Genomic DNA, 15,432 nt, shown 5'->3' with positions numbered 1-15,432 from the left:
AGATGTCAGTACATGAGGCGGCCCCGGCCGCATGCGAAACGCCGCGACAAAAACAACAGCGCCTGCGCAAGGTGGCGGCGGCGACCATCTTCGGTTCGATGCTGGAGTGGTACGACTTCTACCTGTACGCCACCATGGCGGCCATCGTCTTCTCGAAAATCTTCTTCGACCCCGGCAACCCGAAAGTCGCCTCGCTGCTGGCGTTCTCCACCTTTGCCATCGGTTTTATCGCCCGGCCCTTCGGCGGCATCCTGTTCGGCTACCTGGGCGACAGGTTCGGGCGCAAGCAGGTGCTGGTGATCACCTTCTGCATGATGGGCGTGTGCACCACGCTGATCGGCCTGATTCCCAGCTATGCCTCGATCGGCCTCTGGGCGCCGATCATCCTGGTGCTGGTGCGGATCATCCAGGGCCTCGGTGCCGGTGCCGAACTGTCCGGGGCGGCGGTGACTTCCTATGAGCACGCCAGCGAAGGCAAGCGCGGCAGCCAGGGTGCCTGGCCGGCGCTGGGCCTGAACCTGGGCCTGCTGCTGTCGTCGCTGACCGTCTACCTGCTGACCATGAACGGCAACGAATTCCTGCTCGCCGGCGGCTGGCGCATTCCGTTCGTCTGCAGCATCGCCCTGGTCGGCGTCGGCCTGTGGGTGCGGCGCAGCATTCCGGAAACCCCGCAGTTCGAGAAGCTCGATAAAGCGCTCGACAAGGACGGCGCCAAGTCCCCGGCCTCGCCCCTCAGGCTGCTGTTCAAGAACGATCTCAAGGGCCTGGCCGTGGTGCTGTTCGTGGCCATCGGCTACAACGCCCTGAGCTACATCTTCAAGACCTTTTCCCTGGCCTACCTGACCCAGTACAAAGGCGTCGAAGCCCATGTCACTTCGCTGTCGGTGACCATCGCCAGCCTGGTGGCGATCGTTGCCGTGCCCTGCTTCGGCTGGCTCTGCGACAGGTGGAGCAGCAAGAAGGTGCTGATGCTCGGCGGCCTGTGCTCGGTGCTGTTCGCCTATCCGTTCCTGAGCCTGCTCAATACCGGCGAGCCGCTGATGATCTACCTGGCCATCGCCATCGGCACCGGGGTATTGGCACCGATGATGTTCGCCCCCCAGGGCTCGTTCCTCAGCCGTCAGTTCCCGACCCAGACCCGCTCCTCCGGCTTCGGTACCGGCCGGGAAATCGGCACCGCCATCGCCGGCGGCCTGGCGCCCCTCGGCGGGCTGGCCCTGGTGGCCAGCTCGGCCACTCACTCGACCGACGGCGTGGCGCTGATCCTGGCGGTCTCGGCGGTCATGGTGGTGGTCTTCGCCCTGTGCGACCAGGGCCGCAAGCACTCCAGCTTCAAGAACTGAGCCCCCGCCACTGACGCGCCGTGATCGCGGCGCGTCAGGCACTTGCTGCCATCCCCTCCCGCCGATCCTCACAATACGACCCAGAGTTGCCCACGCTTAGCGGTTATTTACAGAAATTTGCCAGGTGCCGTTAGTCGCCAGGGGCCCGGATGGATTAAAGTAACGCCCCCAGCCCTGGCGTTATTCGAACGCCCTCGGTCACCCTCTGCAGGAACAGTCATCGATGGAACATCGTGAAGCGCTGCTCGCGCTGCGAACCTTTCTTTCAACGCAGATTCTCGGCCAGGAAAAACTCATCGAGCGCTTGCTCATCGCCCTGCTCGCCGACGGCCACATGCTGGTCGAGGGCGCCCCGGGCCTGGCCAAGACCAAGGCCATCAAAGAGTTGGCCGAAGGCATCGAAGCGCAGTTCCATCGCATCCAGTTCACCCCCGACCTGTTGCCGGCCGACATCACCGGTACCGAAATCTATCGCCCGGAAACCGGCAGCTTCGTGTTCCAGCAAGGGCCGATCTTCCACAACCTGGTGCTGGCCGACGAAATCAACCGCGCGCCGGCCAAGGTCCAGTCGGCCTTGCTCGAAGCCATGGGCGAGCGTCAGGTCAGCGTCGGTCGCAGCACTTATGAGTTGTCGCCGCTGTTCCTGGTGATGGCCACGCAGAACCCGATCGAGCAGGAAGGCACCTACCCGCTGCCCGAAGCCCAGCTCGACCGTTTCCTGATGCACGTCAAGATCGGCTTCCCCGACGCCACCGTCGAACGCCGCATCCTGCAACAGGCCCGTGGCGAGGCGCTGAACGGCGAAACCAAGCCCGAGCGCCGCATCAGCCAGCAGGCGATCTTCGCCGCGCGCAAGGAAATCCTCGGCCTGTACATGGCCGACGCCGTGGAGGAATACCTGGTGCAGCTGGTGATGGCCACCCGCACCCCGGCCAAGTTCGACCCGGAGATGGCCGAATGGATCGCCTATGGCGCCAGCCCGCGGGGCTCCATCGCCCTCGACCGCTGCGCCCGGGCCCACGCCTGGCTGGCCGGGCGCGACTTCGTCAGCCCCGAGGACATCCAGGCGGTGCTGTTCGACGTCTTGCGCCACCGCATCATTCTGTCCTTCGAAGCAGAAGCCGCCGGCATCGATCAGGACCGGGTGGTCCAGCGGATTCTCGACGTCGTAGCCGTCGCTTGACCCCGATGAACGCCAGCCCAGTCGATGCCCCGGGCATCCGCGTCAGCCTCGCCGAGCTGATCGAGATGCGCCATCGCGTGCGCGAAGTGCAGCTGTTTTCCACGCCGAGCCAGCGCAGCCCGCTGGTCGGCCTGCACCACTCCAAGCTGCGCGGCCGCGGCGTCGACTTCGATCAGGTGCGGGTCTACCAGGCCGGCGACGACGTGCGCACCATCGACTGGCGCGTCACCGCGCGTACCCAGGAACCCCATACCAAGCTGTTCCACGAAGAACGCGAACGGCCGATCTTCATCATGGTCGAGCAGAGCCGGCGGCTGTTCTTCGGCTCCGGGCTGATGTTCAAGTCGGTGCTCGCCGCCCAGGCCGCGAGCCTGATCGGCTGGGCCGCCCTGGGCCACAACGACCGGGTCGGCGGCCTGGTGTTCGGCGACGACGACCACTACGAAATCAAGCCGCGGCGCAGCAAACAGAGCCTGCTGCAACTGCTCAACCGCCTGGTGCGGGTCAACCAGTCGCTGCACAGCGAAACCGAACCGGAGCGCGACGCCCTCGGCACCGCCCTGCGCCGTGGCCGCGAAGTGCTGCGCCCGGGCAGCCTGGTGATCGTGATCTGCGACGAACGCGCCCTGAGCGACGCCGCCGAGCAGCAGCTGAGCCTGCTGTCGCGGCATTGCGACCTGCTGCTGATGCCGCTGTCCGACCCGCTGGACCACGCCCTGCCCGCCGCCGGCCTGCTGCGCTTCGCCGAGCGGGGTGCGCAGCTGGAGCTGGACACCCTCAACTACGAACTGCGCCAGGCCTATCGGGCGCAGGGCGAAGCGCGTATCGCCCGCTGGGAACTGCTGGCGCAGAAGCTGCGGGTGTTGCTGATGCCCCTGAGCACCCAGAGCGAAATGGTCGAGCAACTGCGCGAATACCTGAACCCGCAACGCCCGGGGAAAACCCGATGAGCAGCCTCGACCAACTGCAACCCTTGATCGCCCCGCCCGCCATCGGCCTGTGGCCGCCGGCGCCGGGCTGGTGGCTGTTGCTGGTGTTGCTGCCATTGCTCGGTTTCGGCCTGTGGCGGCTCAAGCGCTTCTGGCCGCGCCAACGCGCCCTGCCCCGCGCCGAACAACCGCTGGACCCGGTGCGCCTGGCCGCCCTCGCCGAACTGGCGCTGCTGCCCAAGCCCTACGACGGCGCGCCCGCCGGGGCCTGGCTGCAACAGCTCAACGGCTTGCTCAAGCGCCTGTGCCGCAACCATTACCCCTACAGCCAGAGCCACACCCTCAACGGCCGCAAGTGGCTGGCGTTCCTCGACAACCGCTGCCCGGCGGCCGGCCTCACGCGCTGGATGGTCCTGGTCGAAGGCGCCTACAAGCCCGAGTGCAAGCTCGACGACAAGGCCATCGCCGGCCTGACCCAGGCGGTGGAAATCTGGATTCGCAAACATGTTTGAGTTCGCCTGGCCGTGGATCTTCGCCCTGCTGCCGCTGCCCTGGCTGCTGCGGGTGCTGCTGCCGGTGGCCGACAGCGGCGAACCGGCGCTCAAGGTCAGCTTCCTCGGCGACCTGGAAGGCCTGGCCAAGCGCCGCGCCCGGGCCAATCTGCCGGCCTGGCGCCAGCAGGCCCCGTTCATCCTGCTGTGGCTGTTGTTGCTGGTGGCCGCCGCCCGCCCGCAGTGGCTGGGCGAACCACTACCGGTAGCCGCCAGTGGCCGCGACCTATTGGTGGCGGTGGATGTCTCCGGCTCCATGGACTTCCCCGACATGCAGTGGCAGGACGAAGACGTCAGCCGCCTGGACCTGGTCCAGCACCTGCTCGGCGACTTCCTGGAAAGCCGCGAAGGCGACCGCGTCGGGCTGATCCTGTTCGGCAGCAAGGCCTACCTGCAAGCGCCGCTGACCTTCGACCGGCACACCGTGCGGGTGTGGCTGGATGAAGCGAAGATCGGCATCGCCGGCAAGAACACCGCCATCGGCGACGCCATCGGCCTGGCGCTCAAGCGCCTGCGCCAGCGTCCGGCGCAGAGCCGGGTGCTGATCCTGGTCACCGACGGCGCCAACAACGGCGGCGAAATCGACCCACTGACCGCCGCCCGCCTGGCCGCCGAAGAAGGCGTGAAGATCTACCCGATCGGCATCGGCGCCGACCCGGAGCAAAGCGGCACCCTGGGCTTGCTCGGCCTCAACCCGAGCCTGGACCTGGACGAACCGGCCCTCAAGGCCATTGCCCAAGCCACCGGCGGGCGCTACTTCCGCGCCCGCGACGGCCAGGAGCTGCAAGCGATCAAGGACACCCTCGACCAACTGGAACCGGTGACCCAGCAACCGACCCAGGCCCGTTCGGCGCAGGCGCTGTACAGCTGGCCACTGGCCGGGGCGCTGCTGCTGAGCATCCTGTTGGTGGTGCGCGAGCGCTGGCCGGACCATCCGCTGCAACGCGTCTTCACCCGCGAGCGTTTTCTGCAACCGTTGCCAGACTGGCGCGAACGGCTGAAACGCCTGCGCCTGCGGAGGCGTCGATGAGCGCGCCGTTCTGGGCCGAACTCTGGCCCCACTGGTTCCGCCCCTGGTGGCTGCTGCTGTTGCCGCTGCTCAGCGGGTTGCTGTGGCAGTTGTGGCACCGACAGAAACGCGCCGGCCGTTGGCAGATGATCCTGCCGCCGGCCTTTCACGCCGCCCTGCTCAGCGGCGGCAACGGCCGCGAAAGCAAGCTGCCGTGGGTCGCCCTCGGCCTGGCCTGGATCCTCGCCGTGCTGGCCCTGCTCGGCCCCGGCTGGCAGCGGGTCGAACAAACCAGCCAGAAACCGGCCGACCCGCTGGTGGTGCTGCTGGAATTGACCCCAGAAATGCTCGCCGGCGACGTCCCGCCCAATCGCCTGGAGCAGGCCCGGCGCAAGCTGCTGGACCTGTTGCAGGTACGCAGCGATGCACAGACGGCAATCGTGGTCTACGCCGGCAGCGCCCATACCCTGGTGCCGCTGTCGGATGACCTGGCCACCAGCCGCAACCTGCTGGAAGCCCTCAAGCCGTCGATCATGCCCCAGCCCGGGCACCGCGCCGACCTGGCGCTGCACAAGGCCTTGAAGCTGCTGGACCAGGGCGCGCTGGGCCAGGGCCGGGTCCTGCTGATCGGCTCGTCCCTCAGCGAGCAGGAACGCCAGGGCATTCGCCAGGCCCTCGGCGGCCAGGCGCCGCAACTGTTGATGCTGGGGGTCGGCAGCCGCCAGGGCTCACCGGTGGCCCAGGAAGACGGCAGTTTTCTCAAGGACGACCAGGGGGCGATTCTCATGTCGCGCCTCGACAGCCCGAGCCTGAAGCGTTTCATCGGCGAGGTCGGCGGCCGCTATCGCCCGGCGCGCCTGGACGATAACGACCTGCGCGGCCTGGGCCTGCTCAGCGGCCCGCAGAACCTGCGCAGCGACGGCCAGACCCTGCGCCTGGACACCTGGGCCGACCAGGGTTACTGGCTGCTGCTGCCGCTGTTGCTGCTGGCCGCCTGCGCCGGGCGTCGCGGCTGGCTGTTCTGCCTGCCGCTGCTGCTGTTCGCCGTACCGCAGCCCAGCTACGCCTTCGAGTTCAACGACCTGTGGCTGCGCCCCGACCAGCAGGGCCAGCGCTTGCTGGAGCAGAAGCGGCCCGGCGAGGCGGCGCAGCATTTCGAAGACCCGCAGTGGCAAGGGGTGGCGCTGTACGAGGCCGGCAACTACGCCGCTGCCGCTCAGCGCTTTGCCGAAGGCAACGACGCCCGCGCCCACTACAATCGTGGCAACGCCCTGGCCAGGAGCGGCGAGCTGGAAGCCGCGCTGGATGCCTACGAGCAGGCCCTGGAGCTGCAACCGGAGCTTTCGGCCGCACAAAAGAACAAAGCCCTGGTCGAACGCCTGTTACAGGAAAGCGAGCCTGCGCCAGCGGAAGATCCGGCCAAGGGCGAAAGCCAGGACAACGACGAAACCCGTCAGCCGCCACAAGCCGGCGCGGCAACCCAGGCGCCGGTCACCCCGGGCCAGCAGCCCCCGGAGAACAGCCACCCGACCACCGCCGACGAGTCGACGGACGACGAGGTCGCCACCCCGGGCAACGATGCGGTTCCCGGCAGCGAGCTGGGCGACGAACAGACCACCACGCCGCCGCTGCGCAATGCCCAGGACAATTTCGACGGCGAACACCGTCAGGCATTGGAACAATGGCTGCGGCAGATTCCGGACGATCCGGGCGAACTGCTGCGCCGCAAGTTCTGGTACGAACAGCAACAACATCAGGATCAGGGAAAAATTCGATGACCCGCTTCACCGCCCTCCTACTCACGCTGGTGTTGACGCTCGGCGCCTTTGCTGCCCGGGCCGAGGGGCTGGTCGCCAGTGTCGACCGCAGCCGCGTGAACTCCGGGGAAACCGTCGAGCTGACCCTGGAATCCAGCGACGTCACGCTGTTCGGCAAACCCGACCTGACGCCGCTGCAGGCGCAGTTCGAGGTCCAGGGCACGCGCCAGGTCAACCAGTTGACCAGCCTCAATGGCGACAACCGCGCCATCACCCGCTGGATCATCACCCTGCTGCCCAAGACCACCGGCAGCGTGGTCATCCCGCCCCTGCAACTGGGCGAGGTACAGAGCCAGCCGATCACCCTGCAGGTGCTGCAAAGCGCAAGCCGCAACGACAGCGCGCCATTGGAGCCGGTGTTCATCGACGCCAGCCTCGACCGGGACAGCGTCTACGTGCAGGCCCAGGCGGTGCTGACCCTGCACATCTATCACTCGGTGTCGCTGTACGACGACAGCAGCCTGACGCCGCTGCAGATCGACGACGCCCGGGTCGAACAGCTCGGCGAGTCGCGTACCTATGAGAAGGTCATCAACGGCGTGCGCCACGGCGTGATCGAGATCCGCTACGCGATCTTCCCCCAGCACAGCGGCGTGCTGAATATTCCGGAGCTGGTCTTCAGCGCCACCCTGGCCGATGCCGCCGGCAGCCAGGACTCGGCGCCCCAAGGCCTGAAGCCGGGCAAGCTGATGCACGTGAGTTCCGCGCAGATGCCATTGACGGTCAAGGCCAAGCCGGTCGAATACCCGGCCGACGCGCCCTGGCTGCCGGCCCGCAGCCTGAGCCTGAGCGAAAGCTGGAACCCCGAGCCGGATCACAGCCAGGTCGGCGACTCGCTGACCCGCAGCCTGACCCTCAAGGCCGAAGGCCTGTCCAGCTCGCAACTGCCACCCTTGCCGGTGACCGAGGCCAACGGCCTGCGCAGCTACCCGGACCAGCCGCAGCTGAGCAATCAGCTCAGCGACCGCGGGCTGATCGGCAGCCGCGAAGACAGCCAGGCCCTGGTGCCGAACCGCAGCGGCAGCATCGACCTGCCGGCGCTGGAAGTGGTCTGGTGGAACACCCATGAGGATCACCTGGAACGCAGCAGCCTGCCGGCGCGCACCTTGCAGGTGGCGAACAACCCAAGCCTGGTGGTGGACACCCCGGCTGGCGCGGCAACGGCTGGCGCCGGTGGCGACAGCGGCACGCTGTGGGCCTGGAAACTCAGCACCCTGCTCCTCGCCTGCACCACCCTGCTGGGCTTCGGCCTCTGGTGGCGCGCGCGCTGGCAACCGGCGATCCTGCGCGCCGCGCAAACCGGCCCCAGCCCGCGCACCTTGCTCGACGACCTCAAGCGCGCCTGCCTGGCCAACGACCCGCAGGCCACCCGCCAGGCCCTGGACGCCTGGGCCCGCCAACAACCGGAAACCCTGGCCGACATGGCCGCTCGCTTCGTGCCCCTGTCCGACGCCCTGGACGGCCTCAACGGCGCGCTCTACAGCGAAACCGGCCACTACTGGCAAGGCGAAGAACTGTGGCGCGCGATCCGCGCCATCCCGATCGCCGAACAGGTACAGACCCCACTGGCCGACACCAGCAGCCTGCCGCCGCTGTATCCCAAGTAACCCAGCCGCCCTGTAGCCGGCCCGGGCCAATCAGCTCGGCCCTGGCCCACGTTCAGAACTTGCCCATTCGGTCGCCGGTGGCGTGGTTGCAGACTGGTTGGATGAGGAACTGGAAGAGTTTTCGCAGTGCGACACTTTCTGACCGAACCACAGCCGACAGACGTCAGAACCGCACTGCCCAAGCCATTCAACTATTTTCCGACCTCAAGAAAGCGACAGCGAAGGCCCGGGTGTACAGCATCCCGGCCTTTTGCCATGTGCCGGCCGGCACACAGCCCCATCGAGTTCCAAGGCGAGCTTGGCTACCATGGGGGCCGGTTCGTCAGGAGCGATTCAATGGAGTTGAAATTCAGTCACGTCGATGTACTGGTGCAGGATCTGGAAGCCGCCTGTGCCTACTACGCGCAGATACTCAAGGCCCGGATCTCCAGGACACTCGTCTGGGAACGGGGCGGCCTGCACGTGCGCTACGCCGTGGCGCTGATCGGCCAGGAGCGTTTCATGCTGGTCCAGCCCTTGGCCGGCAACCTGAAGCAGCTGCTGGACTCCGTCGGCGAAGGCATGATCTACCGCCACTGCTACTCGACCCCGGACATCGAGCAGGCCTACGACGAACTGCTCGCCTCCGGGGTCCAGCCGGAAGACGAAAACGGCCGCCCACTGACCCGCGCCAACCTGCAATCCCCTTCCGGGACACGCATCCTCTGGCTGCCCAAGCGTTTCGGGCACTTCTCCATCGAGATTCTGGAAGAGCGGGCGCTGGAGGCATTTATCGAAGGTGCGTTTGCTTGAGAGGCGCAGCGCGCTCGTCCTGAATCGGCCTTAACTGGCTGACGTGAGCCGTCAGCACCGGCGTTGTTTGCCAGTATTGACCAGGAAGGCGTTGAGCACCGTCTGCACGCCCGCTGTTTCAATCACCACGACGGGCAAGCAGCGCGCGGATCCGACTCTGGCTCATGCCCTGCAGCAGCTTCGGTGAAAGGTCGTTGTAACCGTCGAGCAGCGCTGATTTGGCGCAGTGGCATGACACTGCATATGAATGGACTTAATGACACATTCAAATGGCTAGGATCATCGGATCCGTCGAAAGTCCGCAACGGTTCGCTAGCATGTAACGGTGTGCTGTCCAACGCCTGGCATGAGGCTCATTTCATAACTCTTAAGGTTTGCTTAAGGACTTTAAATGTCGCTGGCGGACAGACTTTCCTGAACGATCAGGAGAGCCACCATGAACCCGCAATCGGTGAATTCAAACCAGCCATGCCCTGCTGTACGGCCGCTGGGCGCCCTGTCCAGCTGGCAGGAGCGCCGTGCCAAGGAGCTGATGCTGCGTGACTTAGGCCGCTGCGTTCGCATCAGCGAGATTGCCGAACACTGCAACCTGTCCCGTAGCCATTTTTCCCGAGCGTTCAAAAAGATAACCGGCCACTCGCCGCAAGGCTGGCTAGTGATGATGAAAATCGAAAAAGCCAAAAGCCTGCTAATCACCTCGATGCCGATCACAGATGTCGTCTATGAATGCGGTTTCGCGGACCATTCGCATTTCACCCGCACCTTCAGCCGTCTGGAAGGGATAACACCCACGGCATGGCGCCGGGCCTTTGATCATGCAACGAGCCACCCTGTCCAGCCACCAGTGATCGATCGGGACCTGCCCGACTGGAGAATTCGCAATAACCTGATCGGCGGGATGGGACAGTCGCGCTCGCAGGAGCTGCGCGTCGTCAACTGATCGAGCTCGACAAAACCAACTCCTCCCCTTTGGCCGCTTATGCGGCCTTTTTTTATCCAGTACTGGCCGGTGCCAGTGGCAGGCTGAAACAAATCCGCGCGCCCTGCTCGCTGTCCTGGACCACCAGCATCCCACCGTGCGCGCCGATCACCGACCTGCAGATGGCCAGGCCCATTCCCATGCCGCTGCCTTTGGTGGTGTAGAACGCATCGAAGATCTGCTCGCGCTGTTGTGCGTCAATTCCGGGGCCGTTGTCCTGGAAGCAGACCTGAACATGAGCGTCCTTCACCGCTGAGCTGATGATGATGCGTCCATGGGACCCCCCTGCTCCGGCGATGGCTTCCAGCGCATTGGTGATCAGGTTGAACACCACCTGCTGGATCTGCACCTCGTCGACCGACACCGGGCATTGCGCATCGAGCCGGGTTTCCAGGCGCACGTTGCGGTTAACCAAGTCGGTAGCGGTCAGGCGTACGACCTCTGCGATCAAGTCATCGATTTGTACCGGCGACCGTTGCAACGGCGCCTGCTTGGCGAGTACGCGAAGCGCCTGGACAATGTCCGCGGCACGGGCACTGTCCGAGCGAATGTCTTCCAGCCCCTGAATCGCCTCCTCCAGATCGGGTTGATCACGCTTGAGCCAGCGCAGGCTGGCCGAGGCATTGGACACGATGCCCAGCAACGGCTGGCTGATTTCATGGGCAATCGAAGCAGAAAGCTCGCCCATGACCTTGAGATGCGAGCTACGCGCCAGTTCCGCACGGGAACTGCGCAAGTCCGCCTCCATTTGCGCGCGTAGCTGGTTATCCTCGACTAACTGTTCGTACAGCTTGGCGGTTTGCAGTGACACCGCGGCCTGAGAGGCGAGAATTTCCAGCATGGTCAGGCGCTGGGCGCTGAACAGCTTGGGGACCAGGCTATTTTCCAGATAAACCAGGCCGATCAACGTGCCTTGTTTGAGCAACGGCAGACATAACACCGACCGCACTTGCCGCTGTTGCAGGTCTCTGCTGTAGGCCTCGGGACAATCGGCCAGGGCATCGTCGAGCACCAGGATTGTGCGGGTGCGCATCGTGGCGTTGAGCAGCGAGTCCGGCGCTATTTGCTCGAGCGGTTGCGCGGAGTCCAGAGCGACCCGTACATTGCCGGCTTCGACCGAAGCCGTCGCAGCCAGTTGCAGTTCGCTGCCGCTGACGATCATCAGCGCGCCATTGTCGGCACCGCCTTGTATCATCAAGTGATTCATCAGGGTTTCGACCAGTCGTTCGAGCAGAACCTCCTGCGACAATGCACGCGCCGCTTCGATCCCCACCTCAAGATCGAGGCGGACCTGGGTCACGGGCCGGGCCGGTTCGAACGATGGTTCCGCACTCAGAAACGGGTGCAAGGTTTCCAATTGACGTGCCTTGCTGTCGGCACCCCACAAGTTGTAGCAGTCGCGCGCGACACGCAGGTGGTGGCTGGCACCCGACACCAGCCCGTTAGGCAGGCAGATATCGGCCAGCTGTTCATGGGCCAGCGCCTGTTCATGGATGAAACCGGCCGCCGCAGCAGCGATCTGCGACTGATCGAAACAACGGATAGCTACCAGTTCCTGACCGCGCAAACGGGCGATAACCCCCTCGATCAGCAGCAGTTTGTTGCGGAAGGTTATCGGGTTGAGTTCGACCCACGGCAAGAACCGCAGGCGTTGCCGCTCGAGTTTTTCCAGTTTTTCCGCCACCTCGCCCGGCGCTTGCGCACTGCCCAGCGCCAGGCAGTAGAACAGGTAGTAGTCGGCCAGATTGATATGCGCCGGAATGGACCAGGCCAGCGCGGCTGCTTCTTCGAAACGTCGCAATGCGTAAGGGATATCGCCGAAAAAAAACGCCGACATGCCTGAATACAGCCACGACCAGAACAGCGTCGGCTGCGACACACGGGTACGGTCGATGGGGCCGAAACTGTCATGTTCGATGCCATCCAGTTCGGCCAGCGGCCGATGCTCGCGCCCGTTGCGCAGATCGGTGGCGAATGCCTGTTGCGCCAGCAGGATGCGCTCGATATCGATGTAATGAAATTGCCGCACCCACGCCAACCCATGCTCCAGTTCGTTCAACACCCCTTGCAAGGGTTCGCCCATGAACAGCAGGTCGGAAGCGATGTGGTTGCAGGCGTAACAGGACATGCCCAGGTCGCCACCGGCCTGGCCGCACTCGAACGCGGCGAAGGCCTTCTGTCGAGCGTACGCCATCGGCCGGGTCCAAGGACTGACCTGGTCGAGCGCCACCAGCGTGCCTGTGCGCCCTGCTTCGTAGCCGTGCTTTTCGGTGAGTTCAAGAGCCGCTTCGGCGAAGGCCTGGCCGTCCACATACTCGCCATAGCGTTCGGCAATCATCACGCCAAACCAGGCTAAACCGTAACCGCTGCCTGGCGTGGTGCCATGCAGCAGCGTGAGTTCGACCATTTTCGCCAAATGCAGAAAACGAATTTCGTCATTGACGAAGAACGAAGAAATCAACGTACTGAGCAACTCCATGGCCGCTTCCACAGAAGGGTCATCGGCCTGGGGCAAATGCACCAGATCGGCGATGCGGCGTGCGCCGACAAGTTCACGAACCCGAGTAAATGCCAGGGTCAAATCGTTCTGTGAGGGCCTGCGCTGAAGGGGAATATCCAGCAGGGCCAGACCGCTCAACGCCTCGGTGATCGCCCCCTCGTAATCGGAGTGCAGCGTGCGCAAGGTGGCTAATAACCGATAGGATTTCGCGCGATCAAGCGCTGTAGTGGCGTGTATCAGGCAGTCGTCGAGGCGGCGTTGGGCACTGCTCAGATCGGCCAGGAGCATGTCGCACTCGGCCGCCAACCATTGGGTGGCGAACGCCTGTGTGTAGAGGCTCGACCACCCCGTCTGGCCGAGCAGACTTTCGGCCGTGCGAAGATAGCCCACGGCCTGCTCGACAGCGGCGGTGTCCCGGGCGCGTTCGGCGGCTTCGACCAACAGCTCGACGAACGCGGCGCGGCGATGCGCCTCCAGTTCATCGGCGTCAATGCGTTGGACCTGACTGGCGACTTCGAACACGTGCTCCTGGATCTGCTCGCGCCAATGATCAAGCATGGCGCCGGCGATACGCGCATGCTCGGCGGCGCGCCCCGCTGGCGCCGCAAGCTGACAGGCCGCCTCGAGCACACGGTCATGGGGAAACACCAGTTGCTCGTGCTCACGCAGCAGAAAACCTGCATCGACCAGGTTTTGCACATGATGGGTGATCTGTTGCAGCTCGCACGGCAACAGCCGGTGCAGCAGTGATTCATCACAGCGCCCGCCGACATAGCCGGCCGTGCGCAGCACGTCGCGCTCTATCGGTGACAGGCGTTCGAGTCGCAGTACCATCAAGTCCGCGACATTGTCGGCGTAGCGATAACCGTCCACCTCCTGTTGACTCCAGACCCAGCGGCGCTCCAGCACGTCGAAGCGTACTAGACGTTCATCGATCAATGCGCGCAACACCTGGCAGACGAACAGAGGGTTGCCGGCCGTCTTGTAATGCACAACTTGCGCGAGCGCTTCAATCTCCCTGGGGTCGGTGTCCAGCTCAGCGGCGATCAGCTCCGCGACCGCGGGCACCGACAATGGCCCCAGCATGACGCTTGCACAGGGCAACGATTGCTCGCGGCTCAGCACCTCCAGCACTCCCCCGTCGCGCTTGAGAGCCTGCGACTCCGCCTCGCGATACGCCAGGATCAGCACCAGATGCCGGGGCCGCCGGGCGACGAAGGCCTGCAAAAACGACAGCGTCGAATCGTCCGCCCATTGCACGTCATCCACAAACAGCACCAGGGGGCGCCCCGGTTGAGCGAAGACTTCCAAGACATCGAGCAGGGCCCGGTTGGCGCGATCGAGCGCATGTCGGGCTGGCATGTTCGGCATCTCAGGCGTGACCCCGATGACCAGTTCGGCCTCGGGCGCCAGCTCCACCAGGAGCCTGCCCCGCCCCCTAAGCCGTTCGACCAGTTGATCGCCCAGCGTCTGCAGCTCCAGAGCCGGCTTGCCCAGCAACTGGGTCATCAGCGACTTGAAGATTTCTGCCAAGGGGGCAAATGGAATTTCCTGCTGCAACAGATTGCTCTTGCCGCTGGCCCAGTAGCCGGGCGCCAGAGGCCGGACACCTTGATGGATCAGCATCGACTTACCGGCACCTGGCGCGCCACCGACCAGCAGGACCCGGGCAATGCCATCGTTGCCCACCTGGTGCATCAGCTCGACCAGCTGCGTACGTTCGGCCTCTCGACCGAACAGCACATCGCTGCGGGCCAAGGAAGGCAACGCATCGAAAGCGCCCAGGCGGAACGCGTCTATACGCTCATGTTCCAGCCATTGCCGTTGGCACCAGGCCAGATCCACCGCCATTGATTCGGCACTCTGGTAGCGGGCGCCCGGTTCTTTCGCCAGGCCTTTGAGCAGAACTCGGCAGATGCCTTCTGGTAGATCGGTGACATGAATCGCCGGTGATTCCGGTTGGACAGCGGCGTGCACGTGCAGCCATTGGGACGGGTCGCGGGCGGTGAGCGGCAGTCGGCCGGTCAGCGCTTGATAAAGAATCGCGGTCAGCGCGTAGACATCGCTGCGCGCATCAAAACTGACGGCATCGCGTCGCACCTGCTCGGGGGCCAGATAGGGCCATTGCTCCAGGCCGGGCAGTTCAACGGCGGGCGCCTCTGCCGCATGGCTGTGGAAACTCAGTAGTTTGACCGAGTCGGCGGCGTCCACAATCAAGTGGTGGGGTAGCAGACTGGCATGTCGCATGCCCATCTTCTGGGCACTCGCGAGTGCGTGGGCCGCGGTTACGGCAATGACCAGCACGCGCGCCAGTGGCATCCCTGTGTCACCCATTAAATCAGTCAGCGGCGTCCCATGCTCGGGATAGATCAACAAAGGCCCCTCGGCCGAGCGGATGAACGCGACAGGGGCAACCGCCCAAGCCGGATCCCGGCGCAGGTGAAAATCGCGCTCCAGCCGCTGGCATACGGCGGGCCGCTGAATCGACGCCCGGGCGGCGAGCCAGCGTGTGCCCGATTGCCGGTCCTGGAGCGTGAACCAGGTCAGGTCGTTTTCCCGGCGCAGTATCGAGAAGGTGCAACGCTCAAGCCAGGCTTCATCGTGTGAGACATCAAGACTGTGGGAACCGGATGCTGAGAGAGAGCTGCTGGGCATGAACAATCACCGCTGAAGATTCGTTTCGGGCTGAGCCGATGAGTATACGCACGCTCTGGCCAGATGG

The 15,432-nt window shown here is 64.8% G+C and carries 10 protein-coding genes and 1 pseudogene; 9 read left to right on the top strand and 2 right to left on the bottom strand.

Annotation, left to right across the window (positions count from 1 at the left end):
* Positions 1-2 precede the first annotated feature (2 nt).
* From IF690_RS13910 to IF690_RS13875, 8 genes are all read left to right on the top strand, one after another.
* Positions 3-1,343, top strand: a complete 1,341-nt coding sequence (locus IF690_RS13910; RefSeq protein WP_202700998.1) for an MFS transporter — start codon at positions 3-5, stop codon at positions 1,341-1,343.
* Positions 1,344-1,566: 223 nt separating this feature from the next.
* On the top strand, positions 1,567-2,526 hold the full coding sequence (locus IF690_RS13905; RefSeq protein ID WP_009048745.1) for an AAA family ATPase: 960 nt from the start codon (positions 1,567-1,569) through the stop codon (positions 2,524-2,526).
* A gap of 5 nt (positions 2,527-2,531) precedes the next feature.
* Positions 2,532-3,476 (top strand): DUF58 domain-containing protein, encoded by a 945-nt coding sequence (locus tag IF690_RS13900; protein ID WP_202700997.1) that lies wholly within the window; start codon positions 2,532-2,534, stop codon positions 3,474-3,476.
* Positions 3,473-3,967 (top strand): DUF4381 domain-containing protein, encoded by a 495-nt coding sequence (locus IF690_RS13895; protein ID WP_023970389.1) that lies wholly within the window; start codon positions 3,473-3,475, stop codon positions 3,965-3,967. Before IF690_RS13900 ends, IF690_RS13895 begins: the two co-directional genes overlap by 4 nt.
* Positions 3,960-5,036: a vWA domain-containing protein gene (locus IF690_RS13890; RefSeq protein WP_202700996.1), complete on the top strand. Its 1,077-nt coding sequence runs from the start codon at positions 3,960-3,962 to the stop codon at positions 5,034-5,036. Before IF690_RS13895 ends, IF690_RS13890 begins: the two co-directional genes overlap by 8 nt.
* Entirely contained in the window at positions 5,033-6,793 is a 1,761-nt protein-coding gene (locus tag IF690_RS13885) for a vWA domain-containing protein (protein WP_202700995.1), read from the top strand. Before IF690_RS13890 ends, IF690_RS13885 begins: the two co-directional genes overlap by 4 nt.
* Complete coding sequence (locus IF690_RS13880) at positions 6,790-8,439, top strand: BatD family protein (protein WP_202700993.1); 1,650 nt, start codon at positions 6,790-6,792, stop codon at positions 8,437-8,439. The genes IF690_RS13885 and IF690_RS13880 overlap by 4 nt, the downstream gene beginning before the upstream one ends.
* 336 nt (positions 8,440-8,775) lie before the next feature.
* The gene (locus tag IF690_RS13875; protein WP_202700992.1) at positions 8,776-9,231 is read left to right on the top strand and encodes a VOC family protein; all 456 of its coding nucleotides are present in this window, start codon (positions 8,776-8,778) and stop codon (positions 9,229-9,231) included.
* Positions 9,232-9,294: 63 nt separating this feature from the next.
* Here the strand turns inward: IF690_RS13875 and IF690_RS29010 are convergent.
* A pseudogene (locus IF690_RS29010) lies at positions 9,295-9,448 on the bottom strand (MBL fold metallo-hydrolase); the annotation flags it as partial.
* 219 nt (positions 9,449-9,667) lie between these two features.
* On the opposite strand from IF690_RS29010, the gene IF690_RS13870 reads away from it, so the two are divergent.
* Positions 9,668-10,171 carry a helix-turn-helix domain-containing protein gene (locus tag IF690_RS13870; RefSeq protein WP_202700991.1) on the top strand — a complete coding sequence of 168 codons (504 nt, stop codon included), beginning with the start codon at positions 9,668-9,670 and terminating at the stop codon, positions 10,169-10,171.
* Between the two features lie 52 nt (positions 10,172-10,223).
* On the opposite strand, the gene IF690_RS13865 is transcribed toward IF690_RS13870, so the two are convergent.
* Positions 10,224-15,278, bottom strand: a complete 5,055-nt coding sequence (locus IF690_RS13865; RefSeq protein WP_202701436.1) for a trifunctional serine/threonine-protein kinase/ATP-binding protein/sensor histidine kinase — start codon at positions 15,276-15,278, stop codon at positions 10,224-10,226.
* Positions 15,279-15,432: the final 154 nt, after the last annotated feature.

Source organism: Pseudomonas sp. SK3(2021), assembly GCF_016772375.1.
Taxonomy (GTDB): Bacteria; Pseudomonadota; Gammaproteobacteria; order Pseudomonadales; family Pseudomonadaceae; genus Aquipseudomonas; species Aquipseudomonas chlororaphis_I.
The sequence above is the reverse complement of the archived record's forward strand: the minus strand, read 5'-3'. Positions and strand labels throughout refer to the sequence as shown.

What these genes read in the sequence shown, in the direction of transcription:
- IF690_RS13910 (WP_202700998.1), top strand. Translation starts at nt 3, where the DNA reads ATGTCAGTACATGAGGCGGCCCCGGCCGCATGCGAAACGCCGCGACAA.
- IF690_RS13905 (WP_009048745.1), top strand. Translation starts at nt 1,567, where the DNA reads ATGGAACATCGTGAAGCGCTGCTCGCGCTGCGAACCTTTCTTTCAACG.
- IF690_RS13900 (WP_202700997.1), top strand. Translation starts at nt 2,532, where the DNA reads ATGAACGCCAGCCCAGTCGATGCCCCGGGCATCCGCGTCAGCCTCGCC.
- IF690_RS13895 (WP_023970389.1), top strand. Translation starts at nt 3,473, where the DNA reads ATGAGCAGCCTCGACCAACTGCAACCCTTGATCGCCCCGCCCGCCATC.
- IF690_RS13890 (WP_202700996.1), top strand. Translation starts at nt 3,960, where the DNA reads ATGTTTGAGTTCGCCTGGCCGTGGATCTTCGCCCTGCTGCCGCTGCCC.
- IF690_RS13885 (WP_202700995.1), top strand. Translation starts at nt 5,033, where the DNA reads ATGAGCGCGCCGTTCTGGGCCGAACTCTGGCCCCACTGGTTCCGCCCC.
- IF690_RS13880 (WP_202700993.1), top strand. Translation starts at nt 6,790, where the DNA reads ATGACCCGCTTCACCGCCCTCCTACTCACGCTGGTGTTGACGCTCGGC.
- IF690_RS13875 (WP_202700992.1), top strand. Translation starts at nt 8,776, where the DNA reads ATGGAGTTGAAATTCAGTCACGTCGATGTACTGGTGCAGGATCTGGAA.
- IF690_RS13870 (WP_202700991.1), top strand. Translation starts at nt 9,668, where the DNA reads ATGAACCCGCAATCGGTGAATTCAAACCAGCCATGCCCTGCTGTACGG.